The sequence below is a fragment of the Candidatus Methylomirabilota bacterium genome (assembly GCA_003104975.1).
In the GTDB taxonomy this organism is placed as follows: Bacteria; Methylomirabilota; Methylomirabilia; order Methylomirabilales; family Methylomirabilaceae; genus Methylomirabilis.
This window is the reverse complement of record PQAM01000009.1, coordinates 35,060-61,618: the sequence shown is the minus strand read 5'-3', so window position 1 is coordinate 61,618 and position 26,559 is coordinate 35,060. Positions and strand designations below refer to the sequence as shown.

The 26,559-nt window shown below is 62.7% G+C and carries 22 protein-coding genes and 1 pseudogene; 4 read left to right on the top strand and 19 right to left on the bottom strand.

What is annotated here, in order from left to right; genetic code table 11:
* Positions 1–161: 161 nt before the first annotated feature.
* The 6 genes from tolB to C3F12_06660 all read right to left on the bottom strand — a co-directional run bounded on the left by tolB (position 162) and on the right by C3F12_06660 (position 4,649).
* Positions 162–1,496, bottom strand: coding sequence for a Tol-Pal system beta propeller repeat protein TolB (tolB, locus tag C3F12_06685; GenBank protein ID PWB46616.1), 1,335 nt, complete (start codon positions 1,494–1,496; stop codon positions 162–164).
* The gene (locus C3F12_06680) at positions 1,496–2,329 is read right to left on the bottom strand and encodes a hypothetical protein (protein PWB46615.1); all 834 of its coding nucleotides are present in this window, start codon (positions 2,327–2,329) and stop codon (positions 1,496–1,498) included. Before C3F12_06680 ends, tolB begins: the two co-directional genes overlap by 1 nt.
* 1 nt (position 2,330) lies before the next feature.
* Positions 2,331–2,768, bottom strand: a complete 438-nt coding sequence (locus C3F12_06675) for a protein TolR (protein ID PWB46640.1) — start codon at positions 2,766–2,768, stop codon at positions 2,331–2,333.
* Positions 2,769–2,773: 5 nt separating this feature from the next.
* Positions 2,774–3,490 carry a protein TolQ gene (locus tag C3F12_06670; GenBank protein ID PWB46614.1) on the bottom strand — a complete coding sequence of 239 codons (717 nt, stop codon included), beginning with the start codon at positions 3,488–3,490 and terminating at the stop codon, positions 2,774–2,776.
* A gap of 103 nt (positions 3,491–3,593) precedes the next feature.
* Positions 3,594–3,929 carry a hypothetical protein gene (locus tag C3F12_06665; protein PWB46613.1) on the bottom strand — a complete coding sequence of 112 codons (336 nt, stop codon included), beginning with the start codon at positions 3,927–3,929 and terminating at the stop codon, positions 3,594–3,596.
* A gap of 315 nt (positions 3,930–4,244) precedes the next feature.
* Positions 4,245–4,649 (bottom strand): hypothetical protein, encoded by a 405-nt coding sequence (locus C3F12_06660; GenBank protein PWB46612.1) that lies wholly within the window; start codon positions 4,647–4,649, stop codon positions 4,245–4,247.
* A gap of 377 nt (positions 4,650–5,026) precedes the next feature.
* On the opposite strand from C3F12_06660, the gene glk reads away from it, so the two are divergent.
* The 4 genes and pseudogenes from glk to C3F12_06640 all read left to right on the top strand — a co-directional run bounded on the left by glk (position 5,027) and on the right by C3F12_06640 (position 10,159).
* Entirely contained in the window at positions 5,027–6,025 is a 999-nt protein-coding gene (gene glk, locus C3F12_06655; protein ID PWB46611.1) for a glucokinase, read from the top strand.
* A gap of 281 nt (positions 6,026–6,306) precedes the next feature.
* Positions 6,307–8,154, top strand: a pseudogene (locus tag C3F12_06650) (RecQ family ATP-dependent DNA helicase).
* 55 nt (positions 8,155–8,209) lie between these two features.
* Complete coding sequence (locus C3F12_06645) at positions 8,210–9,364, top strand: ATPase (protein PWB46610.1); 1,155 nt, start codon at positions 8,210–8,212, stop codon at positions 9,362–9,364.
* A gap of 132 nt (positions 9,365–9,496) precedes the next feature.
* Positions 9,497–10,159, top strand: a complete 663-nt coding sequence (locus C3F12_06640) for a glycosyltransferase (protein PWB46609.1) — start codon at positions 9,497–9,499, stop codon at positions 10,157–10,159.
* A 62-nt stretch (positions 10,160–10,221) separates the two neighbouring features.
* On the opposite strand, the gene C3F12_06635 is transcribed toward C3F12_06640, so the two are convergent.
* From C3F12_06635 to C3F12_06575, 13 genes are all read right to left on the bottom strand, one after another.
* Entirely contained in the window at positions 10,222–10,911 is a 690-nt protein-coding gene (locus C3F12_06635; protein ID PWB46608.1) for a hypothetical protein, read from the bottom strand.
* 9 nt (positions 10,912–10,920) lie between these two features.
* Positions 10,921–11,601, bottom strand: a complete 681-nt coding sequence (locus C3F12_06630; protein PWB46607.1) for a hypothetical protein — start codon at positions 11,599–11,601, stop codon at positions 10,921–10,923.
* Positions 11,598–13,808, bottom strand: coding sequence for a hypothetical protein (locus tag C3F12_06625; protein PWB46606.1), 2,211 nt, complete (start codon positions 13,806–13,808; stop codon positions 11,598–11,600). The genes C3F12_06630 and C3F12_06625 overlap by 4 nt, the downstream gene beginning before the upstream one ends.
* Positions 13,809–13,820: 12 nt before the next feature.
* The gene (locus C3F12_06620; GenBank protein ID PWB46605.1) at positions 13,821–14,834 is read right to left on the bottom strand and encodes a metal-dependent phosphohydrolase; all 1,014 of its coding nucleotides are present in this window, start codon (positions 14,832–14,834) and stop codon (positions 13,821–13,823) included.
* A 138-nt stretch (positions 14,835–14,972) separates the two neighbouring features.
* The gene (locus tag C3F12_06615; GenBank protein PWB46604.1) at positions 14,973–17,129 is read right to left on the bottom strand and encodes a hypothetical protein; all 2,157 of its coding nucleotides are present in this window, start codon (positions 17,127–17,129) and stop codon (positions 14,973–14,975) included.
* Positions 17,129–17,662, bottom strand: coding sequence for a two-component system response regulator (locus C3F12_06610; protein PWB46603.1), 534 nt, complete (start codon positions 17,660–17,662; stop codon positions 17,129–17,131). The genes C3F12_06615 and C3F12_06610 overlap by 1 nt, the downstream gene beginning before the upstream one ends.
* A complete protein-coding gene (locus C3F12_06605; protein PWB46602.1) occupies positions 17,659–19,005 on the bottom strand; it encodes a hypothetical protein in 1,347 nt (448 codons plus the stop codon). Before C3F12_06605 ends, C3F12_06610 begins: the two co-directional genes overlap by 4 nt.
* Positions 19,006–19,029: 24 nt before the next feature.
* Positions 19,030–20,064 carry a chemotaxis response regulator protein-glutamate methylesterase gene (locus C3F12_06600; protein PWB46601.1) on the bottom strand — a complete coding sequence of 345 codons (1,035 nt, stop codon included), beginning with the start codon at positions 20,062–20,064 and terminating at the stop codon, positions 19,030–19,032.
* A gap of 41 nt (positions 20,065–20,105) precedes the next feature.
* Positions 20,106–22,322, bottom strand: coding sequence for a hybrid sensor histidine kinase/response regulator (locus tag C3F12_06595; protein ID PWB46600.1), 2,217 nt, complete (start codon positions 22,320–22,322; stop codon positions 20,106–20,108).
* A 15-nt stretch (positions 22,323–22,337) separates the two neighbouring features.
* Positions 22,338–23,837 (bottom strand): chemotaxis protein, encoded by a 1,500-nt coding sequence (locus C3F12_06590; protein ID PWB46599.1) that lies wholly within the window; start codon positions 23,835–23,837, stop codon positions 22,338–22,340.
* 27 nt (positions 23,838–23,864) lie between these two features.
* Positions 23,865–24,476: a chemotaxis protein CheW gene (locus C3F12_06585; GenBank protein PWB46598.1), complete on the bottom strand. Its 612-nt coding sequence runs from the start codon at positions 24,474–24,476 to the stop codon at positions 23,865–23,867.
* The gene (locus C3F12_06580) at positions 24,473–25,831 is read right to left on the bottom strand and encodes a protein-glutamate O-methyltransferase (GenBank protein ID PWB46597.1); all 1,359 of its coding nucleotides are present in this window, start codon (positions 25,829–25,831) and stop codon (positions 24,473–24,475) included. The genes C3F12_06585 and C3F12_06580 overlap by 4 nt, the downstream gene beginning before the upstream one ends.
* On the bottom strand, positions 25,828–26,349 hold the full coding sequence (locus tag C3F12_06575) for a chemotaxis protein CheW (protein PWB46596.1): 522 nt from the start codon (positions 26,347–26,349) through the stop codon (positions 25,828–25,830). Before C3F12_06575 ends, C3F12_06580 begins: the two co-directional genes overlap by 4 nt.
* Positions 26,350–26,559 lie beyond the last annotated feature (210 nt).

The window sequence follows — 26,559 nt, the reverse complement described above, 5'->3', positions numbered from 1 at the left end:
AACGATCAGTTCTGCACTGTTCTCCAAATTTCTTCGCCACATCGTTACGATATCTTCTGGAAGGGGCTCCCTCGGATATCGTCTGAGTTACACCCCCTACCCTCCAAGTGGGGGCGAGGGAGTCTTTAGCCTGGAACCACCCGGTAGGACGCTGTCCTCGCCTATGGCGACCAGTCGGCGAGGTAGTTTTCGCCTCCGCTCCTGGTCACCTGTCGCTGATTCGATCCGTCGGCCCGCATCATGTACAGGTGCCGAGACCCGTTCCGCGTCGAGGTGAAGAGAATGTGCCGACCGTCAGCCGACCACGACGGCTCCTCGTTGTGACGCGAGCTTGCAGTCAACTGTATGAGTCCAGTCCCATCGGGACTGATCAGAAAGATATCGAAGCTGCCGCGCGCCTTGCCTACAAAGGCGATCTTATCTCCGCGCGGAGACCATCGAGGCGACACGCTATAGTCTCCGGCCCCGAAGGTCAGACGCCGAATATTCGTCCCCTCAATATCCATGACATAGATCTGAGGCGTCCCACCCCGATCCGAGCTGAACACAATCTGCCGCCCGTTCGGCGCGAACGATGGAGAGATATCGATATGCGGCCCATGCGTCAGTTGACGAAGTCCGGTCCCGTCCGGCCTGATCATAACGAGATTGGTGCCGGTCCTGCTGCTCATGGAAAAGACCAGCCATTTACCGTCCGGAGACCACGCCGGGGCTACATTGAGTCCCGGATTCGATGAGATCTTCTGACGCCGTCCGGTCTCCAGGTCAATGACAAACAGGTCGGGATTCCGGTCACGATAAGAAGTGTAGGCGATCTTCTTGCCGTCCGGAGACCATCGCGGGGAGAGGTTGATGGAGTGATTACCGGTGATCAGGAGCGGGTTATACGCATCGTAGTCCATGACATAGATCTCTTTGGCGCCATTGACAGAGGAAACATAGGCAATTCGAGAGGAGGCGATCCCCTTTTCCCCCGTCAACCGAAAGACGATCTCGTCGGCCAGACGATGCACCATCGTCCGCAAGGTCCGCGTATCACCCGCATACCGCTTGCCGGACAGCATCTCACCCTTCGCGACCTCGAAAAGCTGACCTTCCAACACCAACCCGCCGTCTCGGGACGACAGCCTGCCCACCACCAGCGCCTGGACCTTCAAGGTGGACAATGCCGGCAGCAACCCCTTTTCCTGTCCCAACTCGACGCGGGCGGCCTCGACCGGAAGAAAGGACGGATCGACGACATCAAACATTCCCGTACTCTTCAGATCATCGGTCAAGATCGAGCCCGCCCGGGTGCCAGGATCCTCGTTCGTCAAACCGGACTTCAGCGGCGGAAAGCCGGCGATCGCAATGGTGATCTTCTGCGCCTCTTTCCGGACGATGTCTACGGTATATCTCTCCTCTGCGGAGACGACCGAAAGCGGAAGTGTCGTGACAGTTGCGAGGCCCAAGAGGCAGAGCGCGCGACGGATACGCAGGTAAGCGGACGATCGCATCAACTTTTCTCCCCCACAAACGTAAAGCGCAAATCGAGTGAAAGCGCCTCGGCCTTATACAGCGGCGGCAGCGGCGGCAGCGGGTTCGACAGGCCCACGGCACGGAGGGCGGAATCGTCAAGCAGCCGGTCTCCCGACGACAATCCGACCGCCAACCCACGAACCTGCCCGGAACGGAGAATCCTGAGCGACAGGCTCACACTGGCCGTCGCACCGGGGCTCATCTTGGGCGGCGTCCAGTTGCTGGTGATCTTGTCCTGTATCAGGACGAAGTAATAGGCCAACGCCGGATCGCCATTGCCCACCATCACCCCGGTTTCTGTACCCCCGACCGGACTCTGACCCGCTCCTGCCTGCTCCGTGTTCGTCGTCGGCACAGTGATCGCCGCCTGGGCAATGGTCGGCACAGCGGCGACCTGGGGGGCAACGATCCGTGGAGGCGCCTGCGGCATCGGGGCAGGTGCAACGGGCGAGCGTTCGGAGGTTCGGCGCCTGCTCGACAAGACCAGGTCTTCGCTCCGCAGACCAGCCTTCGGCGGTGAGGGCAGCGCCAGCAGATCCCGCGGCGGTGCGGCAGCCTTCGCGGTCGCGGTTGTAGCGGCCGCTCTCGGTCCCGCCCGCAACGACGCATCCGATCGCCGCGCGTTATCGGTCTGCCTGGGAGACACCAGCGTGACTTCATAGTTCAGCGGCACCTTGAACGGCTTGCCGTAAAACCATTGCGGGCCGTACACCACCGCAAGCGCCAGCAATGCGTGAAGCGCACACGACAGCCCGCACGAGGACGACATCACCGACAACGACAGGCGTCGCTCGGTCGTCCCCGCCGTCACGCTACTGCCCCTTCGCCGGAGGCTGAATCGGTTCGGTCACCATCCCCAACCGTTCAATCCCGGCCTTCTTCACCGTATCCATCACCTTGACGACCACGCCGTAAGGAACCCCCTCATCGGCCCGGAGGAAGACCGCCGCCTTCGTGTCACGCTGTCGAAGTCCGACAAGGACCTTCTCCAATCTGCCGAGGGTAATCGGCTGGCTATCCAGATAGATCGCCTTCTCCTTCGTCACCGTCAGCATCAGCCGCTCTTCGGGTCCGACGTTCTTGGTCTCGGTCTTCGGCACCTTGACGTCGATGCCTCTGAGCATCATCGGCGCCGTAATCAGGAAAATGACCAGGAGTACCAGGACCACATCGACAAACGGCGTGATATTGATCTCGGATAGCGCACCGCCGCCGGGCCGCTCAGTTGAACCCGGACCCGGTGAGACCATCGCCATCAGCGGCTCCTGGCCAGAATTCGTTCGGCCAAGGTGAGAAACTCCAGACCGAACAGTTCCATTTCCGTTGCCTGCCTTCTGACCCGATTCACGAAGTAATTGTACGCGATGACCGCCGGGATGGCCGCCCCAAGCCCGGCCGCCGTGGTGATCAGGGCCTCGGCGACCCCGGGCGCCACGGCGCCCAGATTCGCGGAGCCCGCCTGGCCGATGCTCGCAAAGGCGTCCATGATCCCCCAGACGGTGCCAAAGAGACCGACGAAGGGGGTCACGTTGCCCGTCGTCGCCAGGACGATCAGGTTTCGTTCCTGTTGCGCCACCTCCTTCATACTTGCATGTCGGAGGGTCCGGCTGATGAGTTCGATCGGTTCTTTGTGCAGTGGGAGGTCGACAGCCGTGGTCCTCGGCTCATTGGCGGCCGGCCATGGTGCAGCCGCGCTGCCCCCTTTCACTAACTGGCTGAGTTCGCGATACCCCTCTTGAAATACGTTGACGACAGGACTTCCGGTAAATCGCTTTGATTCCTCAAAGACAGTCGTCAGGTTTTTGGCAGAACGAAAGATCTGGATAAACTGCGCCGATTCTCGTTGGCTGCGTCGGAACATCCCGAGCTTCATGAAGATCAGCGTCCAGCTCAGCAAGGAAAACCCTACCAGAATGAGCAGTACCGCCTTGGCAACCAGTCCTGCCTGCGCAACGAGACTGACGACACTCATCTTATCATTGTCCCCAAATCGTGCTTATACCACCACCCTGTATCATGGTCAAGCCTATTTGCCCGATCGCGCTTTTCCGGCTGCGGCGCCCTGCTCCAGCGTCTCACCGGGTGTCTCGCTGAACCTCCTCCGGCAGGTTGGATGTATAGGAGTACGACTTCACGATCCCTCGCGCGCCGAATGTCACGTGCAGTTCCTTGGAGAGATTTTTGCCGAAACCGCCCGCCCTCACATACAGCCACGTCCAGGTCTGATTTCCATCCTCGATTCCGACCTGGGTCGGAGATCCGAACAGTTGAAGCAGTTCCGACCGCGTCGTCACCCCGTTCTTGATCATCTCAGCCGTCGGCGTCCGAAACTCCTCACCCAACGACACGCATCCGGCAAGCAGGAGCAGCAGACTGCCCAGACTCATCATGCGGCGATACAGATTGTGCATGGGTTTCTCTCCCGGCCCGATTACGGCGAACAGCGGACCACGGACGCGTTCGCACCGCGCGGTCTGTTGCTTAGACACGTCGGCTTTCGAAAGGTTCGATTATTCTTCACGGAAATTTCGGCTCGCCCGGCGAAGGCCGCGCCGGCCGTCTGCCGGACCCGTGGCGTTCCAAAAAGGATGAACGCTCGAAGAAAAGGCGCCGGCTGCGGAGGCGCATGGAATCGGTCAGAACACCTCCGCCCATTGATCGGCCGTCAGCCAATCTCGGACCTGCCTCGGGTGATGGTTGCTCCGGCAGGCGCTACGCACCGGACATCACGGCTGAGGACGGTTGAAGATGATGCAATAGACGCCGGAGTTGCCGCCCGACGCTTGACAGGGAAATACCTTGGTCCGCGCGATGAGATCGTCGCCGCCCAGCTTGGCGAACTCTTTGCGTATCTTTTCGTGGAGGTACGTATCATCATCGAAGCGTTCGGAGACTGCGGCCTTCGAGATCATGTTGACGGCAATGCGGTAGCCCTTGGATCGTTGCAGCGCCGTGATCTGTTCCAGTAATCCCCACGAATCGTTCAGATGGTGCCGGGTCAGAATCAACACCCCCTGTACCTGCGGTGTTCCGGTTGCCTCCGTCGACTCGTCCGAGGTGTCACCGCCCTGTTGATCTTCCTGCGTGTCTCCCATCTGTTGCTTGCTGAATATCTTTTTCAGAAACTTCATCGCTGCTTCTCCTTTAACAGTACCGGTTGTAAATATCCGACCCGCCGGAATCGCCGGGAGCGGGCTTATGTTCGTAAAGATCCGCCGTGCACCGGGATCGTCCTTGCTGTCTCGAATACATTCGAATGACCGCCCGGACTCCTCGAACCTCTCTCGGCCGATATGCGCCAGGTGCGATGCGGAACCGGGACACGGAAGATCCCATGTTGTCCGACCTATGCTAAGTTGACCGCGATGAGGATGTCAAGGGAAATGACGACGGCCTCGCGCACCTTGATCTACCGTTCATCCCGGGGTAAGATGAACAATGGCGCGAAGAAATCTACGCGAGACATTCGGGGGTCCGAGAGATCGTGAACCGCCTTTGCATGATGACCATGATCCTGGCCGGCGACATCGGGGGCACCAAGACCGTCATCGGCCTGTTTGAACAGGTCGGGAAGCGGCTACGCCTCGTCCGCGAAGAGACGTTCCCCAGTCGACAATACCGCACCTTCGACGAGATCCTCGGTCGATTCCTGGAACCCGGGTCCTGTCCGTCCATTCACGCCGCCTGTTTCGGCGTCGCCGGACCGGTGATCGACGGCACAAGTCACCCGACAAATCTCCCCTGGGAACTGGACGAACGCAGACTGGCCAGGGCCCTTCATATTCCGCGGGTGAAGCTGCTGAACGATCTGGAGACCATGGGCTATGGGATGCTCCATCTCGAGCCGACCGATCTCTCTCTGCTTCAGCCGGGCCTGCCGCGCAAAGGGAACCTTGCCGTCATCGCGGCCGGAACAGGTCTGGGAGAGGCGATCCTCTATTGGGATGGGACGCGTCATCACCCAATGGCCACCGAGGGAGGCCACGCCGACTTCGCCCCGCGCAACGATCTCGAAATGGGCCTGCTGCGCTATCTCCAGCAAGACTACGGCCACGTCAGTTACGAGCGTCTGCTGTCCGGACCAGGGCTCTTCAATATCTATCGGTTCCTGCGAGATAGCGGCGTCTCGTCGGAGCCCGAGTGGCTGCGTGAGCGGCTTACAACCGGCGATCCCAGCGCGGCGATCTCTGAGATCGGACTGGCAGGGAGCGACCCGCTCTGCACGAACGCGCTCGAACTGTTCGTCTCAATCTATGGCGCAGAGGCGGGCAATCTGGCCCTGAAGGCGTTCGCCGTCGGCGGGGTCTACATCGGAGGGGGAATCGCACCGAAGATCCTGGTAGGGGCGCGTGGCCACGCGCCCCTCCGCAACACGTTCGCACGCACGTTCACCGACAAGGGACGCTTCACCGATCTGCTTCGATCCATCGAAATCACGGTCGCGCTCAACCCCCGCGCGCCCGTGATCGGCGCCGCCCACTACGCCCTCCGGCTATTAGGAACGTGATAATTAGCACCCGGATAGGCTGGGCAACGCTCTCCAGCAGCGAACTCACCACTCTCCGCTTCCCCACTCGACGTCATGTTCCCACTTCATGCATTCACTCTCTTTCCGACTTGCCTACCTCCACCAATTGGCCGTTTGCCTTTACGGCAAAATAGACGATGGTATCTGTTATCCAGTTAAGTTGTCTGGTCGAGTTATATGCTCAGATATGCTATAGTGTACTGAACTACATGACGTATGGTTAGCATCTTAATTCTGATCTCGGTGTCGTAAGAATCGATATGGAACCGGATGTCTTCCTTGGCAAATGCCTTCTTCTGGACATTGAAACCAACGAACGCGGAGAAGTGTATGCGATCGGCGGCATCATTAGCGAAAGGTTGTTCAGACGTACCGAGCGGTTCGACATACAGCAGGCGCTTTTGGAACTGGACGCGCATGCCTATGAAGCCGACTACCTGCTGGGTCATAATCTCCTTGGCCATGACCTGCCGATCCTCAGGGCGCTGGCGCCATCCTTGCGGCTCTTCGAGAAACCGGTCGTCGATACCCTCTATCTTTCCCCCATCGCCTTTCCACAGAACCCCTACCATCGTCTGGTCAAAGACTACAAGCTCGTAAGGGATGCGCTGAACGATCCGGTTGCCGATGCGCGACTCGCCGCAGTCCTATTTCGCGATCAATGGGCCAGTCTCACCTCGATGCATCGGCGCGAACCGGGCATTCTGTCTCTTTGCAGCTATTGCTTTCAAGGCGATGGCTCTTTCGCCGGCTTGCAAGCCGCGCTGGCGTCGATGGGCGCCGACCAGATCACGCCTGCTCAAGCGTCCGAACGGTTCAGGGCCTTGATGTACGGAAGGGCCTGCAGCAGTGCGGTAGACTGGGTTGCTGATGAGTACCTGCCGGACCCTGAGATGGGCCCGACGCTCGCCTACTGTATCGCCTGGCTGCGCGTGGCGGGCGGTAACTCCGTTCTGCCGCCATGGGTGCGCGGCCGGTTCCCTAACGTCGCCGCACTCTTACATCGAATGAGGGATACCCCGTGCAGCCTCTCAATATGCGGCTATTGTCCGGAGGTCCACGACCCGACCGCACAACTACGGAGGTTTTTCGGATATCCGACTTTCCGTTCCACACCGGCGGCATCCGACGGGAGCAGCCTCCAGCGCGCTATTGTGCGACATGCGATGGCGGACAGGCCGATCCTCGCGATCTTACCCACGGGGGGTGGTAAGTCGCTCTGCTATCAGCTTCCTGCCCTCGCACGGTATGCCAGGCGCGGCGTCCTCACGGTGGTCATCTCTCCCCTACAAGCCCTGATGAAGGATCAAGTAGAGAATCTCCGCAACCGGACGGGAGTACCGAATGCGGCAACCCTGTGCGGCCTATTGACGGCGCCCGAACGCGGCGAGGTGCTGAACGGGATCCGTCTGGGGGACGTGGCCCTGTTGTACGTCTCGCCCGAGCAGTTGCGCAACCGCTCCTTTCGGGAGGCGATCAGCTACCGGGAGATCGGCGCTTGGGTCTTTGACGAAGCCCATTGTCTTTCGAAGTGGGGGCACGATTTCCGCCCTGATTATCTGTATGCGGCCCGTTTCATCAAGGAGTTCGCCTCAAAGCAGGGCACAGAAATCCCGCCGGTACAGTGTTTCACTGCTACCGCAAAACCGGACGTCAAGGCGGAGATCCTGAACCATTTTCGCAGAGAGCTGGGTCAGGAACTCACCGTTTTCGAGGGAGGGGTGGAGCGAAACAACCTGAGCTTCGAGGTGCAATTGGTCGGTCCCCATGAAAAGTTTCAGAGACTGCACGATATCCTTGCAGAGCATCTGCCTTCAGACGGTGCCGGTTGCGCCGTCATCTACTGCGCAACGCGGGCTCGCACTGAGATCGTCGCCGAATATCTGACCAGGCAGGGCCGCCAGGCCGAGGCGTTTCATGCCGGGCTGGAGCCGCCCCGCAAGAGGCACGTACAAGACAATTTCATTGCAGGGACAACGCAGGTGATCTGTGCCACTACCGCCTTCGGCATGGGGATCGACAAGGAAGATGTTCGCCTGGTGATCCACGCCGATATCCCGGGATCACTCGAAAATTACCTGCAGGAGGCGGGAAGGGCGGGGCGCGACTGCCCATACGCTTTTTGGTTTTGCAGATTAGAAATTAACTTCTATAATACACACTATGATTCGGCGATTGGTCAGAGACCAGCTACGAGAGAGACTGGCGCGCTATCCGGCCGTGGCGCTGATCGGACCGCGTCAGAGCGGGAAGACGACCTTGGCACGGTCGCTGGGCGGTGTCCATTTCGATCTGGAACAGGAACCCGAGCGTCTGCGTCTGGACCTCGAGTGGGACCGACTCGCGACCGGCAGGACGCTGATCGTCCTCGACGAGGCCCAATCGTGGCCCGACGTCTTTGCGCGCGTACGCGGGGCCATCGACCGGAATCGCGCGCGCATGGGCCGGTTTTTACTTCTGGGCTCCGTGTCCCCCGCGCTGATGATCCAGGTGTCGGAGTCGCTGGCGGGGCGCCTGTCGTTGGTCGAACTGACGCCGTTCCTCCTGTCCGAACTTCCGACAAAGGCATCGCGGGAGCGGCGGTGGTTGTACGGCGGTTACCCCGACGGCGGCGTGTTGGAACCCGAGCGATATCCGCAATGGCAGATGGACTACCTCTCGCTCCTGAGTCAGCGTGATCTGCCGACCTGGGGCCTGCCCGCCAAGCCGCAGACAACCGATCGGCTGCTGCGTATGCTGGCCGCGCTGCATGGCCAGACATGGAACGCCTCACAGGTCGGACAAAGTCTGGGCCTTTCGTATCATACCGTCGACGGGTACCTCGAGTATCTCACCGGCGCGTTCCTCATCCGGCAGTTACCGCCCTATCACACCAACATCCGTAAGCGATTGATCAAGCGCTCTAAGGTCTACTGGCGCGATTGCGGTCTGCTCCACGCGCTGCTGAACGTACCGGACCAGCGCGCATTGCTGGCCCAACCGTGGGTAGGCGCAAGCTGGGAAGGGTTCGTAATCGAACAGGTGCTGGGCGAACTGTCGTCACGGGGACGACACGTTAACGCCTACCACTTCCGCACGGCCGATCGATATGAACTGGACCTGGTACTGGACTTCGGAAACGAATTATGGGCTGTCGAGATCAAGCTGACCTCTGGACCCACGGTTGAGGATATGGCGCGGTTGGACAGCGCCGCCGACATGATCGCGGCGTCGCGCCGCTTTTTGATCTCACAGACGCGCCGGCCGACCGGCGATAAGCGCCGCGTCTCCTGCGATCTACCGAGCTTTCTCACCTATGTGCGAGGCGATGAATCGTGAGACGGAGAGGGGAACGACTGTAGACCGATCACCGGTTTTGCAATGTAGCAATGAACTTCTTTTTCGCAAATCGCCGGGTGCGGGGTACGGCATTCGGTTGACAAGCGGGCGGAGGTTCGGTAGGCTTCGCGCATGCGACGATACGCCATCGCAGTGATGGGCAGGGCGCCGGAACCCGGCCGGGTCAAGACACGCCTCGTCCCGCCGTTAAGCTATGAGCAGGCGGCAGCCCTATACCGATGCCTCCTCGCGGATAAGCTGCAGCAGGTGGCCGGGCTTCCCGATATCGATCCGTACCTGGCCTACACACCGCTTCAGGCGCGGCCGTCGATGATGACACTGGTACCCGCGGGCTTTACGCTGATCCCGCAGGCCGGTTCGACCCTCGGAGACCGGCTTCACCGGCTGTCGGCGATCCTGCTGGAACGGGGCCACCCGGCGGTCATCCTGATCGACAGCGACAGCCCAACGCTCCCCACCTCCTTCCTGTCGGATGCTGTTGCACGACTGCAGGATGGGAGTACGGACCTCGTACTCGGTCCGACCGACGACGGCGGCTACTACCTCATCGGTCTTAAGCGCCCCTACCGCACGCTCTTCGATGATATCCCGTGGAGCAGCCCGACCGTTCTTGCCGAGACGCTCCAGCGTGCGGCGGCGCATCGGCTCCAGGCGACCGTACTGCCGTCCTGGTTCGACGTGGACAGACCGAACGATTTGACCAGACTTCGGCGCGATCTGGCGACCACAGCGACCGACACCGCGCCCCATACGCGGCGCTTCCTGTTCGGGTAGGGACAGACTGATCCTGCCCTTGGGCGAAGCACCCCTGCCCTTCGGCGGGGTACACCCCGTCCCTACAGCGTCAAGATCAGGTCGGCGGCCTCCAGCAGGTCGCGCGCCCTGGGACAGTCGACGTGGCCCCACAGACCGGCGGGATCGAGCAGGATCGCGTGCATGCCGGCCGCCCTCGACCCAACGACATCGATGGAGTAGAGGTCGCCGATATACAGCGCTTCGCGCGGATCGATTCCGACCCGGTCCAGCGCAATCTGAAAGATCCGAGGATCGGGTTTCTCTATCCCAATCAACCGGGAATCCAGCACAAAGTCAAAATATGGGCGCAGCCCGCTTTCCGTCACCAGCCGTTCGACCCACCCATTCGAGTTTGAGATCATACCCACGATGAGCCCGCGTGTTCGCAGCAACTGCAGCACCGGACCGGCCTGCGGATGAGGCCGATTCCAGAGGTTCTGCTCCCGATGATAGGCGGCGAGTCGACCCAGCGCCCGCTCGGCGACCGACCCCCACGGCACCTCAATCCCCTCGCAGATCAGGCGCAGGTAGGTCTGAAAGATCTCCGGCGCCTCGGTGGAATGGCGCCGCGCCAGGATCCGATCGAGATCGACCCTGGCGCGATACTCCGCCTCCCGTAGGGCCGCCTCGCTCACCTTATACCCTTCAGCCGCCAACACCTCAACGACCACACCATAGTTGAGAAGCATCACTGTGTTGCCGGCGTCGAAGATCACCGCCCTCAGCGTCATCGTCTCTCTCTATTCATCGTTCGCCTTATCTGATGCGGCCCGATCCAGGTCGATCTCCCGCAGTCCCGGAATGACCTCGCGGGGCGTATATCGCGCCACCGATCGCATCTGCCGGATGATCCCGGTGATCGACCGGACGGCCGCCTCGATGTTGGCGACGGCCGTAGCCTTCACCTCGGCCGTGACCCCTTCGCGGGTCAGCCGCTCCACGCTCAGACTGATGACGTTCAGCGGATTCAGGATCCGGTCGCTGGCGGTCACCGCCAACTCCCGGATGGCGGCGACCTGATCCGCCTCGCGGGCCTTGACGCGCAGCGTCCTCACCTCCACGGCCCGCGCGACGGCGACCTCCAGCAGGCTCAGGTCCTCGAGCGGCTTGACCAGATAGTCAAAGAGGATCCCCTTGCGCATCGCCGCGATGGCGTTCTCGAACGATCCGTGCCCGGTCAGCACGATCACCGGGAGATCGTGCGCGAGATCCCGAAGCCGTTCGATCAGCTCCAGTCCGCCGAGCCGAGGCATCGCCATATCGGTGATGACGACGTCCGGACCCTCGCGCGGCACCAGCGCAAGCGCCTCTTCGCCATCCGCGGCCTCCCCCACAGTGTACCCCAGACGCCGCAGGTGGCGCGATAACAATCGGCGAATATCCGGCTCGTCATCGACCAGCAGGACGCGCGCGGCGCTCATACCTGATCCTCCACGCGATCAGCCTGGCCGGCGGACGGCAGGCGCATCGTAAAGCGGGCGCCCCGGCCGTCGGCGACCGGACTCTCCATAGTCAGCTCCCCGCCGTGCGCGTCGACGATCCCATAACAGATGCTCAGGCCGAGACCCGTCCCTTTCCCGACCTCTTTTGTGGTAAAAAATGGATCGAAGATCCTGGGTTGAATCTCGGCCGGGATACCCGGACCGGTATCGGTCACGCTCAGGGCGATCCGGCCGTCTGACGCGCGTTGGGTCCGGATGGCGATGGCCCCCGTCCCGGTCGCCTCGATGGCATCCCGGGCGTTGGTGATCAGGTTGAGCAGCACCTGCTCGATCTGCAGCGAATCGACCGACACCGGCGGCAGCGCGGGATCCACATCCTGCGTCACGACGATATTTCTGGTCTTGAGCTGCTGATGAAGGAAGGCCAGCGCGTCCGCGACGATCCGGTTCAGGTCGGTCGCCTCTCGCCTCCCCGTGGACTGGCGCGAGAAGTCGCGCAGGTGGGTGATGATGGCGGCCATCCGGGTCGTCTGCGCCTCGATCCGCCGCAGGTCGTCGCGGGTCTCTGCATCGGCGATCCGTCCGTCGCCGAGCAGTTCCTGGGCGTAGCCCCTGATGATCATCAGCGGCTGGTTCAGCTCGTGGGCCACCCCAGCAGCCAGCGTTCCCACGGCAGCCAGCTTTCCCGACTGGATGAGTTGCGCCTGGGTCTGTTTGAGTGTCCGGGTCCGCTCCTCCACCTTCTGCTCCATCTCGCGATGCAGTCTCGCGTTTTCGATGGCGATAGCCAACTGTTCCCCAAGCGGGACGAGCAGATCAAGATCGTGCTCGGTATAGCGGCCGGATGCGACATCATCCAAAAACAGGACGCCGATGACCTGCCCCCCGGCAATCAACGGCAGGCGAACGGTCGAGCGAATCCCCTCTTTCGTCAGCATCCCGTCTTCGACAAATCGGCCCGCCGTCGCGAGGTCCGACTCACAATGGGGGCGTCGATGGGACATGACCCACGCGACACCGGTCCCCTGCCCGTTCGGCCAGATCATCCCGAGCGGCACCTCGGCGAGCGGTGTACCGACAAGCTGGAAGAGCTTCAGTCGCGCGCCGGACTCTTCAGACAGCACAATCCCCATCCGCGTATAGGGGATAAACCGCTTCAATTCCGCGGCAAAGGTCTCATAGACGGCGCCGATATCGAGGGAGGCGCTGATGATCTTGGTCAGTCGGTTGACGGCCGCGATCCGATCGGCGCGCTCGCGCGCGGCGCCGTAGAGCGCGGCGTTCTCGACGGCCGACCGTTCCAACCGCTCGGCCATGGTGTTGAACGCCTGAGCCGCCTCCTCAAGCTCGCCGCCGCCCCCGATCTCGACCCGATGCGAGAGATCGCCTTCGGCCACCCGGCGACTGCCGTGCGCGATGGCCCGGATCGGCCCGCTCAGCCAGTCGGCCAACGGGACGCCGATACTCAACGCCCCCAACCCGCTCACGATCAGGGTCACAAACATGACCACGATGACCTGGCGGCCCACATCGGAGACCCGCCGTTTCGCGTCATCGATCTCGCGCACGTGGACCGTCATGAGCCGATGCAGTGTCGCATCGATGCGATTGTGCAATCGCGCCAGCGCGGCGGCCTTGTCGGCCCTCTCATGGTTGGCCGGGAATGGCGTCGGTGCGACGACCTCTCGTCCGAGCGCCTCCAGCCGGGAGACCGGCTCTCGCAGCGCATCGACGAACGCCCGCTCCTCGTCGCCCTTTAGCGGGGTGGTGTGCAGCATTCGGAATGCCTCACGGAGACGGGTCAGGTAGCCGCTCACCTGCTGCTGCGCTTGCTGATCGTCACTGGCCACATACGCCTCGACGGACAGCATCAGACCATCGGCGGCCGCCATGACATCAGACGTCCGCATGAGATCGACGCTTGCCTCCTCCTGGGTCCGGAGGTGGGTATGCATGAGGGTCCCGAAATGAAGGGCGGCGATGCCGGCGAACCCCACAAAGGGGGCCAGGATGGCGAGAAAGGCCAAGAGTACCCGCGCCCGGATGCTCCATTTCTTTATGTGTAACATCGCGTACAGGCCGATCTCCATAGTGTGGGGGCATTGCTCGAGGTGTGATGACATCGAATATGATATCAGAACAGGCGGAGGAGACGACAGCAGATCTTCGAGGCAATCATGAAACACAACCGGGCGTGATCAGGGCGCACGATCCTCCGATCCCCACGGGTTACTGTTGCTGTGCTCGACCATCTCAATGAACGGGCGCACGACATCCGGGTCGCGCCAGCCGCGCGCCGTCTCATCCCGGAGGATATCGCACGCGGCCTGTACCGACAGGGCCGGTTTATAGGGCCGGGCAATCCTCAGCGCGTCATAAATATCGACAACCTGCATGATACGCGCTGTGACCGGGATCGCCTGACCCGTCAGACGGTCCGGGTAGCCGCTCCCATCCCACCGCTCGTGATGATGGCGGATGATCGGCCGGACCCGGTCCAGCGACTTGAGCGACAGACAGATCCGTTCGCCAATCAGCGGATGCTCGCGCATGACCGTCCACTCCGAGTCGCTGAGCCCCCCAGGCTTCAGGAGGATCGCATCGGGGATGCCGATCTTTCCCAGATCGTGGAGCGACCCCCCTCGATCCAGCGCGGTCAGATCCTCCGACGGCAGGCCGAGCCATTTGCCCAGGGCAACCGAGCAGGCCGACAGCCGTTCGCAGTGGCCCCGGGTGTACGGATCCTTGGCCTCAACGGTCCGGCCCAACATCAGCAGCATCGCTTCGGCGTGCTCCAACTCGTCGGTAAAGGTCTTGAGCTGCAGCAACGACCGGACCCGGGCCTTCAGTTCGGTCCGGCTGAACGGCTTCGTGATAAAGTCGTCCGCCCCCGCCTCAATCCCTCGAATCCTCGCCTCCTCCGCCCCTAGCGCCGTCACCAGCACGATCGGCACCAGGCGGGTGGCCGCTTCCTTCTTCAGTCGTTGGCAGACGGCGTAGCCGTCCACCTTCGGCAGCATGACATCCAGCAGGATCAGGTCCGGAGGAGCGGTCACCACCTGACTCAAGGCCTCCTGCCCATCGGTGGCGACCTCAACCGTATACCCCTCGGCCTCCATGAGGGCCGTCAGCAGTTCGGCGTTCTGGGCGTTGTCGTCGACGACAAGCAGTCGCGACGATTTCGAGGATACCGAATCGAGTTGCTTATCCATGGCTCACTCGCGTATGAGAGGGTAACAGGGCTGAGTGTCAAGTATCAAGTGTTAAATATGGCATTTAGTATGTTATAGTAACTATAACAAAGTAGTTTCGATATCACAATACTTCTTATGATATATTGTGATCAGTGTTCATCCGGTGGCGGTCAGCGGAAGCTGGATCGTGAAGGTGCTCCCCTGTCCTTCGCCCTCTGAGCCAGCAGCGATGGTGCCGCCGTGCAATTCAACCAGTTTCTTGGTCAAGGCGAGGCCCAGTCCGGTCCCCGGGATGCGCCGGGTCGTCGCCGCGTCGAGACGGGTAAACTCCTGGAACAGGCGCGGCAGGTCGTCCCCCCTGATCCCGATCCCCGTGTCGATGACGGCGATTTCTACGAAATCGCCAGGGTGTAGGGTGTGGGGGGTAGGGGGTAGGGGCGCTGCATCCTGAAGCCTGCCTCCTGCCTCCTCCCCCTTTACGCCTTCCCCCTCACGCCTCCCGCCGCTCCGGGCGGTGACGGTGATCCGCCCCCCGTCGGGCGTAAACTTGACGGCGTTCGAGAGCAGGTTCAACATGATCTGCTTGAAGCGGAGAGGATCGGTCGTCAGGGTTGGCGGCGCCTCATCGATTTGAAGCCGCAGGTCAAGTCGTTTTCGGTCGGCCTGGGGCCGGATGTCCGCCACAGCGGCCTGCAACGCCTCCGGCAGCCCGAACGGCTCGATCTGCAGGTCGATCCGTCCCGCTTCGACCCGCGAAAGATCCAGCAGGTCGTTGACCAGCACCAAGAGATGCTCCCCCGCCGTCAGGATATTCCGGGCAAATCGGGCCTGCTTGTCGGTCAATGGGCCGAAGGCGGGATCCCGGATGATCTCGGAAAAGCCGATGATCGAGTTGAGCGGCGTCCGGAACTCATGCGACATGTTGGCCAGAAACTCCGACTTGTGGCGGGAGACCACCTCGAGCCGTCGGTTGGTCGCCATCAGCTCCTCCGTACGTTCCAGAACCATCTGTTCCAGCCCGACAGCATACCGCTTGACCTCCGCGAGCAGTTGCGCATTCTCGATCCCCACGGCGGCATGAGCAGCCAGGGCCGTCAGCAGCTTCTCCTCTACGTGGGTATAGGCGCGCGGCCCGGTGGCGGCGACCGTCAGTACGCCAAGGAGCCTGCCGCGGGCCAGCATCGGGGCGCCGAGCACACCCCCGATCCCATTGAGGACCGCCAGCTTCCGGCAGATAGTCACTTCTTGTCTGATGTCCCGGACGCTGACGGCCCGTTGCCATGCCGCGGCCTGACCGGGGGCGTCCTGACCTAACCTGAACCGCAGGCACGAGGCTACCTCAGTCGGAATGCCATGCCAGGCAGCGGGGAGCAGCTCTGCGCTGTCATCGCTCAAGCGGGAAACCAGCGAATGATCCACCCGGAGCAAGGTGGTTGCAGCAGTGGCCACTTGGGACAACAGTTCATTGAGATCCAGGGTTGACGCAACCTTCACCGCGAGGCCGTTCAGGGTAAGGAGGGCCGCTTTCTCGTCAGCGAGCGCCTGCTGGGCGATAGCGCTCTCGATGGTCGAGGGAAGCTGCCTCAGATACCCCTCCCGCTTGACGAGATAGTCCACCGCCCCCAGCTTGAGCGCCTGGGCGGCGGTCTCTTCGTCGCCGTGGCCGGTGACCATCACCACGGGGACGCGGATCCCCTGCTCGCGCATCTCCTGGAGAATCTCTACGCCATTCAGACCGGGCATCCGGTAGTCCAGGAGCAGGAGATCATATTTACCGGTCTGAAGTCGCTGCATGGCGGAGACGCCCGTTCCGACCGTTTCGACCTGCAAATGAAGCGCATGAGCTGCCAGATGGCGTAGGGTCAGATCTACATCCACGGGATCATGTTCGGCGTATAGGACGCGAAGGCCGGCCGCGCGACGACTCCGCTCATACCGAAACCGGCTCAGCGCCTCCCGAATCGCGCTCGGCAGGCGGTCCAGGTGGCCGGGCTTCTTGATAACGTAATCCATGGCCCCGGTTTTCAGCGCCGCGACCGCGACCTCATGGTCTCCGCTCCCTGTCACCATCAAGACCGGGACGTTCGGAGCGGCGGACAAGACATCTCGCAGAAGCTGCAGGCCATCGACGTCCGGCAGACGGTAGTCCAGGAGGACGACATCGAAGGCCTCGTCTCTCAAGGCCTCCAGCGTCTCTTGACCGGTGCCCGCCACCCGCACCTGTATGTCCGGAGCGGACCGACGCAGATGGTGCAGTGTCAATTCGCGATCCGCCGGATCGTCCTCGGCGTACAGTACCCGGATGTTGTCCATCAGGCATCCTCCTGTGACAATGGCTCCTGCAGCGCGTCGGACCCGGCCGTGGTCGAATCGAGCTCGCCCGGCGCGGACAGGTCTCGCAGGCGCGCAGCCGCTACCGGAGGTAGGTTCGTCAGCAGCCAGTAGAGGTCGATCTGTCGAACGACCTCCAGAAACTTGTCGAAGTCCACCGGCTTGACGATATATGAATTGGCGCCCAGCTCGTAACTGGTCCGGACGTCCGCCTCCTCCTGCGAAGTGGTCAGCATGACGACGGGAACCGTACGATAGACGGGGTGTCCCTTGATCTCCCGGAGGACCTCGATCCCGTCCCGCTTGGGAAGCCGTATGTCCAGCAGGATGAGCGATGGGATCGGGGCGTGGGCGGCGAACCGCCCCCGCCGATGGACGTAGTCGAGCGCCTCCTCGCCGTCCCGGGCCACCGTCATCGGGTTGGAGACCTTGTGCTTCCGCAGCGCCCGCAGCGTCAGCTCCACATCCATCGGGTTGTCTTCCACCATCAGGATCGCCAGCGACCGTCTGTTCATGCGTCAGAATCCTCCTTGCGAATCGGGATCGCCAGGTAAAACGTCGCTCCCTGTCCCGGGGCGCTGTCCGCCCAGGTGTGTCCGCCGTGGCGTTCCGCCACCTTGCGGACAATGGCCAGGCCGATCCCGGTCCCTTCATACTCGTCCTGGGGGTGCAACCGCTCAAAGATGGTGAATGCTTTTTCCCGGTACTGTGGGTCAAACCCCACGCCGTTATCGGCGACGGCGATTTCCACGAAATCGCCCCCTCCTGCCTCCTGCGTCCCGGCGCCTGTCTCCCGGTGCCTCTCGTCAGGCGTAAGGGGTAAGGCGTGAGGAGAGGTGTCCTGTCCCCTGACGCCTAACGCCTCACGTTTCACGCCGGCGGTGATCGTGATCACAGGCTGCGCCGTCTTCCGCGTAAACTTCAAGGCATTGTCCAGCAGATTGGTCAACGCCTCCTGAAGGCCCTCCCGCTCACCGGCGATCCGATAAACCGTCGGCTTGACCTCGATCCGAACGCCGCGGCTCTCGATCTCGGCCCGCCGGTCCCTCAGCAGCTCGTGCAGCAGCCGCTCCAGATCAACCGGCTCCCACCGCATCGCCCGCCGCTCGACACGGGAGTAGCGGAGCAGATCGTCGATCAGGGCGCCCATGCGCCGGGCCGACCCTTGGACCATGTCAAGATAGTGGCGGCCCGTCTCGTCCAGCCGGTCGGCGTAGTCTTCGTACAGGGCTTTGGCAAACCCCTCCATCCCCCGCAGCGGCGCCTTCAGGTCGTGGGAGACCGTGTAGGCGAAGGTCTCCAACTCGCGCGCCTTGGCCTCCAGGTCTCGCTCGCGCGCCTGCAGCAGCGCATTGACCCGCGCCAGATCCTCCAGGGTAAAGAGGAGCAGTTCCACGATCTGTGCCTTGCGCGCCGACACGACGAATCGGTGGCCGCCGATCTGTAGGGCCACCTCGGGCTCCGGCCCTTCGCACGCCTGTCGGTCCATCTGCTCGAAAATCCGCCGCACGCGCTCCAGCAGCGCATCGTCGTCGAATGGCTTGGGGATGAAATTATCGGCGCCGGCCTCGAATCCCTGGATGACATCCGGGGGCGCGCTCCGCTGGGTCAGCAGGACGAAGGGGATCCGACGCGTGGCCTCGGCCGACTTCACCGCCCGGCAGAGCGCAAAGCCGTCCATCTCCGGCATGACGACATCGGAAATGATGATATCCGGTGGCGACGCCTGAATCCGCCGGAGCCCCTCCCGACCATTCGCAGCCGTTTCAACGCGGTAGCCCTCGCACTCCAGTAGGAGGCGGACTCGTTCCGCCTGCGTCGGGCTATCCTCGACGACAAGAATCCTGCGTTGCGCCATGTCCACCTCCTCCAACCGGTCCCTTCAACGGGTCGCCAGGGAGCGGATCGTCGCTGCGATTTGTTCCGGGGAGAGCACGTACTCGGCCGCTCCAAGGCGGATGGCCTCCCCCGGCATCCCGAACACCGCACTGCTCGCCTCATCCTGGGCGATGGTCATCCCGCCCGCGTCCCGAAGCCGCTTGAGGCCGTCCGCGCCGTCCCGACCCATCCCGGTCAGGAGGATCCCGACAGCCGATCGCCCATAGCTGTCCGCCACCGACTGAAACAGGTACGAAACCGAGGGGCAAAAACTCCCCCCTTCCGACCCTTTCGTCAGCCGGATTCGGCCGTTCGGCGTCACCCCCATCTGCAAGCCGTCGGGGGCGAGATAGACGGTTCCGGACCGAATCGCCTCGCCCGTCTCGGCCGGCTTCACCGTCAGGCGAGTCTCCATGCCGAGCCAGTCGCATAATCCCCCGATGAATCCCGGTACGATATGTTGGACGACCAGAACGGCAACCATTAGGTCGCGCGGCAGTCCACGCAGAATCTCTGCCATCACCGGCGGACCGCCGGTGGACGCGCCGATTGCAATAAGCCGACACGGCCGGGCGGTTGCCCATTCGATCATCCCTCGTACCGCCGATAGCCGTTCCGCGCGTCGCCAACGCCGGACCACCTTCACCTCCGCCATCAGTTTGACCGCCTCGACCAGCCTCCGGGCACTCTCCACGTGGTTCGGATGATCGGGTCCGCCGGGCTTGTCCACCACCATGAGCGCTCCCGCCTTGAGGGCCTCAAATGTCATGGCCATCTCGTCGCGGCTGAAGCTGGCGCTTACCATTACGATGGGCGTAGGCACCCGCTCCATGATCCGTCGTGTCGCCTCGAAGCCGTTCAGTCGCGGCATGTTGACGTCCATGAGGATGATGTCCGGCTTCAGCCGCTCGGCCTGTTCCACAACCTCAAGACCCTCCTTGGCAGCGCCCACCACCTCAAGTGTGGGGTCCTGTCTGAGCAGGTAGACCAGATACTCCCGCACCGTCGCCGAATCGTCCGCCACAACTATCCGAATCACGAAGCCGCCTCCCGCCTCACCCCTTACCCCTCACGCCTGCCTTATATCAGTCGCCCAATGATCTCGAGGAGGTTCGACTGGTCAAAGCTCGACTTGATGATGTAGGCGTTGGCGCCCACTTCAACCCCCCGTTCCTTGTCTTGCCGCGACTCGAGCGCCGTCACCAGCACCACCGGCAGGTCGGCCAGCTTCCGGTCGGCCCGGATCCGGGCCGTCAGCTCAAAGCCGTCCAACCGGGGCATGTCCAGGTCTGACACCACCAGATCGACCTCCTCGCTCTTGAGCAGCGTCCAGGCCTCCATTCCGTCCACCGCCGTGCACACCCGGTAGCCTGCCGCCTCCAGGAGGTTCTTCTCCATCGTCCGCGTTGTAATGGAGTCGTCGACCACGAGAATGACCGCCTGGCCACGCTGCTCCCCCTTCTCTGCAGGGGGCGCAGGGGCGCGATAGAGTCGCCGGGCTGACTTCAAAAGATCGGCCGTGCGGAGGATCAACACGACCTCGCCGCCCCCCAGGAGACCCGTCCCTGCCACGTTCTTCACCCGGACAAGCGGTGGTCCGAACTCCTTAACCAGTACCTCCCGCTCCCCCAGGATCTCATCAACCAGGAGTCCCGCCCGTTCGTCGCCGGACTGCACGACGACGCCGAATGACGGGGGGTGGAGGTTAGGGGATGGGGGATGGGGAGGGTCTGAGTTCTGCTGCTGCGGGAGCCCCAACAGGTCGCAGAGCCGGGCGACAGGAAGGGGATGACCGCTCCAACGAATCGCTTCGCGGCCCTCCACACGCTCGATCGCATCCGCGCCCACCCGGATCGCCTGCTCGATCCCCTCCATCGGAAGGAGGAACGGCTGCTCGCCGACCCGAACCAGAAGGCCGCGGAAGGTCGCGATGCTGGCTGGGACGATAATCCGCACCGTTGTCCCCACCCCCGCCCGCGTCTCGACCCCGATCTCGCCGCCCAGCCGCTCGACCCGCTCCTTCACGATGGCCAGCCCCAAGCCGTGCCCGGAGAGATCGGTAATAATCGGGCTCGTACTGAGGCCGGAGCGATAGATCAGTTCCATTGCCTCGGCATCGGTCAGGGTCTCCGCCGCCTCGGCCGTCAGGACACGGATCCGGACGGCCGCTGCCCTGACCCCCGCGAAATCGATCCCGCGCCCGTCGTCCTCCACGCGGATCTCGACCCGCCCGCCCTCCAGTGAGGCGATGGTCACCGCGACGCGACCATGGCCGGTCTTGCCTGTCTGCGCCCGGGTCTCGGACGACTCGATACCGTGATCAACGGCGTTTCGCACCAGATGGATGAGCGGCTCTTTCATCGCCTCCAGGATCTTCCGATCCACCTCCAGATCGGCGCCTTGAGTCGCCCACTCTATCTCTTTACCGCGCTCGCTTGCCAGGTCGCGAATCATCCGCGGAAAGAGATCCAGGATCGTCGAAGCGGGCATCAGCCGTATCTGCCGCAACTCTTCCTGCAGACCATCCACCGCCCTGCCGATCGTTCGTTGGTCCACGGCGAGATGCCGGCACAGCGCCTCGGCCTGAGCCTCCAACGCCCGAAGAGCGGGGGATGGGGCATAAAGACCAGGGGATAGGGGATGGGGGTTGGGGGATGGTTTCCTAACCCCCAACCCCCATCCCCTATCCCCTGCTCTCAGCCGCTTCACCGCCTCGAGCAACCCTTGTGCTTCTCGCGCTCGCTCCCCGGCAGCGAGCTTTGGGACCAGGAGGTCCTCGGCCTGCAGCAGCAGCGCATCCAGCTTGGCCGTGGATAGCCGGACGGTGTCCCCGTAGGGGACAGGTGTTGGGGGTTGGAGATTGGGGGTTGGGGATTGGGGACCAACCCCTAACCCCCGACCCCTATCCCCCGTCTCTTCGAGGCGCCGGATCAGATCGGACGCCGTCGTCGAATCGGCGTGTCCGGACAGCAGGCGGGCCACGCCATCGACCGCCTCCTGCACGCCATCCACAAGCGAACGATTGAGTACTAGGCGACCCTGAACAACCTGACTCAGGACCGATTCACACGCCTGGCAGAGCGCCTCCACATCCATCAGGCTCACAGAGCGGGCGGCGCCTTTCAGGGTGTGCATCTCGCGGAACGTCGCCTCCACCAGCTCACGGGTCTGAGCAGGCGGCGGACCCCCTTCCAAGGCCAGGAGGTTCGTCGTGATCGCCTGCAAGTGCTCTTCGGCCTCCACCCGAAACGTGGCCAGCAGCCGCGCCTTGATTTCTTGGTTCCGACTCGCCGTCATGTGGTTATCACGAACTCAGTCCTCGGCATGGAGCCGACGGCTGACCGGCAGCCGCCCACCGGCGCCGTTCCCCGAAATCAGCGTGCTCAGCCGCTGGGCCAGCTCATTCAGGTTCTGGGCCGCCTGTTCTACTTGTCGGGTGGAAGCCATGTTCTGCGTGGAGGCCTGCCGGATGTTCTGCATCGCGATCGCCACCTGATCCATCCCCGCCGCCTGCTGTTGGGCGGAGGCCAGGATCTGTTGCGCCGCCTGCGCCGATTCGGTCAAGCCCTCGCTCAGCAACCGGATCGCCTCGCCGCTTCGACCGGCCATCCCGACCCCGGCATCCGAGGTCTTGACCCCCTGCTCCGCCGCCATGACCGCTGCCTGCGTCGCCCGCTGGATCTCGTTCAGGATGCCGCGCACCTGTGCGGTGGCCTGCTTGGACTGCTCGGCCAACGCCTTCACCTCGGCCGCCACCACCGCAAACCCCTTCCCCGCTTCGCCGGCCTTGGCCGCCTCAATCGCCGCGTTCACCGCCAGCAGGTTCGACTGCTCAGCCAGATCGTTGACGACGGCGATGATCTCACCGATGGCCTGACCCTGCTCGCTCAAGGCCAGAATCCGCTCCGCGATCGCCTCCATCCGCGCCTTCAGCTCCTGCATCCCCTTGATGCCTGCTTCCACCGCCCCCCGCCCCTCTTGAGAGGCCTGGGCCGTTTTCTGCACGGCGTCCGTCACCGCTCGCGCTTTCTGAGCCGACACCTGCGCGGTCTGCTTGACCTCGTCCACGGTCGTCGCGGTCTCCTGGACCGCAGTGGCCTCTTCGGCCGTGCCCGACGCCTGCTGGGTCGTCGAGGCAACAATCTCTGAGGATGCAGAACCCAACATCGCAATGGCGTCGCGCAAGGGACCGATGATGGAACGAGCGGACGCCCAGGCGATCACGACCCCGGCGGCCAGCGCGAACGCCGACACGAAGACGATGACCCAGAAGGCGCGAGAGGCCGCCGCGGCCGCCGACTGTGCGGCCTCTTTGGCACGAGCCCGGTCGGAAGCGACAAGGCGGTCAATCAAGGATGACAGCCGTTCACGTATCGGGTACACCCGTTCTGCACCGATACGGAGCGCCTCGGCCTCTCGACGGGCCGCCTTGGCTGCAATCGCCGCATTCTGCCCTTGGTCAAGCAACGTCACGAGACCCAGCACCTCCTCCCACTCGCTTTTCAATGCTGAAGTGGTGCTTGCGTCGCGGAGCGCTGTGAGGCTCCGGCGGCCGCTCGAAAGTCTGTCCTCCATCACCTTTAGGAACTTCTGGTCCCCGGTGAGGAGATAGCGGAGGAAGTTCGCATTCGCTGAGGTGAGCCGTTCGTCGGCACGCAGGGCCTCGAGGCTCTGCTCCTGCTGGCGCACCGCGCTGAAGAACGTATCAGCCGTACGCGGAAGCGCATAGATGCCGGCGCCCGCGATCACCGCCAGGAGCAGTAGAATCACCGCATATCCGACCGCAATCCGCTGACCGACTGTCCATCTCATCTTCCATCTCCTCCTGAAGAGGCCCCGTCATGTGACCTCTTCGTTGACTGTGATCCGCGGGTCTCGAGCCAGCGCCTCGAGATCCAGCACCGCCACCATCTCCTTCGTCACGCCTCTGACGATCTTGTGACGCTCGCCTGTGAGGGTGACCGGAGGCAGTGACACGTCTTGCAGCGCAACTTGGACCGTGCCCACCATGCTGTCGGCAGAGATTCCTAGTGTCATCCCCACGGCCTGGACCGCCACGATTTGGCCCGCCTCGGTGTCCTTTTGTCCCGGCAGCTCGAGCAACCTTCGGAGGTCTAAGACTGGAAGGATCCGGCCGCGGTGGTTGACTACACCGAGCAGAAACGGCGGTGCGCAGGGCACCGGTGTCAGCTCCCGGAAGGGGATCACCTCCAGGACGAACGCCATTTCAATTCCGTACTGCTCTCGCGCAATAGCGCAGACCAGCATGTCGAGGAGCTCTCGCGGGCTCTGGACCTCCGGCAACGGCTGCGCCAACACGAAAGCCCGATCCCTCAAAATCCGCTCGACCTCGTCAAGAGAACGACGTTCGCTGGTTTCGAGATGCCTCCGTGTCTGCGCCAGCCTGGAGTAGATCTCCTGCCAGTCGATCGCCTGTCGTGTCTCACTCATGCGGACAACTCCAGATACGCCCGGGCGGTCTCCAGAAGCCGACCCGCCGTCAGGCCGGCACTGCCCGCCACTGTCTCATGGCCGGGAACGGTCTGTAAGAGGCTCACCACCGTCTCCATGGATCGCCGTCCCTGGCCGCGCTTCCCCTGTCGCAGCAGCAGGCTCCCCATGAGGAAGTAGGCCGACGCCGAATCCGGCGTCAGGTAAATAACCCGACGGAGCGTTTCAAGCGCTTCGGAGATCTCCCCTCGTTCCTGACAGATCGCAGCCAAAAGAAGGTGGGCTTCGGGGTCAAGCTGATCCTTCGCCAGCGCGGTCTTACACAAATGGTAGGCTTCCTCCAGGTTGCCTTGATCGGCCAACGCTCGCGCGCGCTCGAGCAGGGGCTGGGGGTTGGGGGATAGGGGTTGGGGAGCAGAAGACGGGGGTTGGGAGTTGGGGGATAGGGGTTGGGGAAAAGCAAATGGGGGCGAGGGGACGAAAGCTGATGGCTGATGGCTGCTAGCCGATGGCTGCTCCTTCCGATACAAGATGGCGTTGGGGAAGGTCACGGGGGCCAGCGGGCTGAGCAGATCGGTAGAGGCTTCAGCCGGACCGACGACTAGCCATCCTCCGGGTACAAGCGCCCGTTGCAAACGCGTGACGCACGCCCGTTGGGCCTCGTCGGTAAAGTACATCAGGACGTTGCGACAAAGGATCAGATCCATAGCGGTGGTATTGGTGACGACGGCCGGATACCCATCCTCGGCCAGGTTAAGCGGGGCAAGACTGACCATTCGTTGAATCCTTGGGTCTACCTCATACGCCTCTGTTTCGTGGCGGTAGAAGTATCGATCCCGAACCCATGAAGGGGTTTCGCGGAGCGGCCACTGCCGATATACCCCTCGCCGGGCCACCTCCAGAGCCTCCGAATTGATGTCTGTCGCCAGAATCGTCAGCGACCAATCCGCGAGGTCTGGGAGCAAGCGATCCAGCAGGATGGCGAGAGAGTACGGCTCTTCGCCGGTGGCGCATCCGGCGCTCCAGAACCGGAGCCTGAGGTTACCCGCCGACCGGCGTTCGGCAATAAGGGAGGGAAGGACCTGCTGCTCCAGCGCCTCAAAGCAGCCCGGGTCGCGGAAGAAGTAGGTTTCGCCCACCGTAAGGTGGTCGGCCAGCCGCCTCCACTCCGGACTCTCATCCGGCAAGGTAGCCAGCCATGCCAGATACGCGTCCGGCGACCGAATCGATGCGCCTCGGAGCGCCCGCGCGAGCCCCCGCTCGAGGTCAGCCTGACGATTCTCAGGAAAGTCCAGCCCCAACCGCCTGGCGATCAATTCCTGCATCTCCCGGCATGCCTCGTCAGATAGCCTCATCCTGCTCGTTCCTCCAGGGCTTCGGCCAACGATTGCTCTTCGTCGAGGGACAGGAAGGTGCCCAGGTCATGGATGAAGATGAGGCCGTCTGCGAGCGCGACGATTCCCGCTACGTACCCGATCCCGGGAAGGACAGTGCCCGGAGGCATGACAGTATCTCCGGCCACCTCCGTCACCCCAACGACCTCATCCACCGGCAAGGCCAGGATTCGCCGATGCGTCCGAGCGACCAGGAGGCGTCCGGTAATGCCATAGTCGCAGGACGGCAAGCTGAAGCGGCTTCGGATGTCAAGAACCGGCACAACCTGCCCGTGCAGGTTGATCACGCCGAGCGCCACAGAGGGCGCCTTCGGCAGCGGCGAGACAGCCGCCATCGGCAGCACCCGCTCCACCGTATCGAGACGCAGGGCGTAACGCTGACCCTCGATACCGAACACAACTAACCGGAGCGGAGAACCTTGTACGGTCACCTTGTGACCTCCGTTGACGCAGAACGAATCGCTCCTCACTGCCTTCATGACTGGAATAGGTAGTTTCCCATAGCTATTTACGATAAGTCAAAATATTTCTCAATAGGGTATATTCCGGATATATGAACGTGATTTTCCCTGAGAACAGTAGTATGAGCTAACGCAGCAACAGACACACGACTGGTGAAACGGATCAACCATGAATCCTTAGAACCGGTCATCGGCACCCAGGATCAGGACGCGATAGCGGAACGACGC

Bases quoted from the DNA above. Each gene is read 5' to 3' on its own strand.
- tolB (PWB46616.1), bottom strand. From the start codon at position 1,496: ATGCGATCGTCCGCTTACCTGCGTATCCGTCGCGCGCTCTGCCTCTTG.
- C3F12_06675 (PWB46640.1), bottom strand. From the start codon at position 2,768: ATGGTCTCACCGGGTCCGGGTTCAACTGAGCGGCCCGGCGGCGGTGCG.
- C3F12_06670 (PWB46614.1), bottom strand. From the start codon at position 3,490: ATGAGTGTCGTCAGTCTCGTTGCGCAGGCAGGACTGGTTGCCAAGGCG.
- C3F12_06665 (PWB46613.1), bottom strand. From the start codon at position 3,929: ATGCACAATCTGTATCGCCGCATGATGAGTCTGGGCAGTCTGCTGCTC.
- C3F12_06660 (PWB46612.1), bottom strand. From the start codon at position 4,649: ATGAAGTTTCTGAAAAAGATATTCAGCAAGCAACAGATGGGAGACACG.
- glk (PWB46611.1), top strand. From the start codon at position 5,027: ATGATCCTGGCCGGCGACATCGGGGGCACCAAGACCGTCATCGGCCTG.
- C3F12_06645 (PWB46610.1), top strand. From the start codon at position 8,210: ATGATTCGGCGATTGGTCAGAGACCAGCTACGAGAGAGACTGGCGCGC.
- C3F12_06640 (PWB46609.1), top strand. From the start codon at position 9,497: ATGCGACGATACGCCATCGCAGTGATGGGCAGGGCGCCGGAACCCGGC.
- C3F12_06635 (PWB46608.1), bottom strand. From the start codon at position 10,911: ATGACGCTGAGGGCGGTGATCTTCGACGCCGGCAACACAGTGATGCTT.
- C3F12_06630 (PWB46607.1), bottom strand. From the start codon at position 11,601: ATGAGCGCCGCGCGCGTCCTGCTGGTCGATGACGAGCCGGATATTCGC.
- C3F12_06620 (PWB46605.1), bottom strand. From the start codon at position 14,834: ATGGATAAGCAACTCGATTCGGTATCCTCGAAATCGTCGCGACTGCTT.
- C3F12_06615 (PWB46604.1), bottom strand. From the start codon at position 17,129: ATGGACAACATCCGGGTACTGTACGCCGAGGACGATCCGGCGGATCGC.
- C3F12_06610 (PWB46603.1), bottom strand. From the start codon at position 17,662: ATGAACAGACGGTCGCTGGCGATCCTGATGGTGGAAGACAACCCGATG.
- C3F12_06605 (PWB46602.1), bottom strand. From the start codon at position 19,005: ATGGCGCAACGCAGGATTCTTGTCGTCGAGGATAGCCCGACGCAGGCG.
- C3F12_06595 (PWB46600.1), bottom strand. From the start codon at position 22,322: ATGACGGCGAGTCGGAACCAAGAAATCAAGGCGCGGCTGCTGGCCACG.
- C3F12_06590 (PWB46599.1), bottom strand. From the start codon at position 23,837: ATGAGATGGACAGTCGGTCAGCGGATTGCGGTCGGATATGCGGTGATT.
- C3F12_06585 (PWB46598.1), bottom strand. From the start codon at position 24,476: ATGAGTGAGACACGACAGGCGATCGACTGGCAGGAGATCTACTCCAGG.
- C3F12_06580 (PWB46597.1), bottom strand. From the start codon at position 25,831: ATGAGGCTATCTGACGAGGCATGCCGGGAGATGCAGGAATTGATCGCC.
- C3F12_06575 (PWB46596.1), bottom strand. From the start codon at position 26,349: ATGAAGGCAGTGAGGAGCGATTCGTTCTGCGTCAACGGAGGTCACAAG.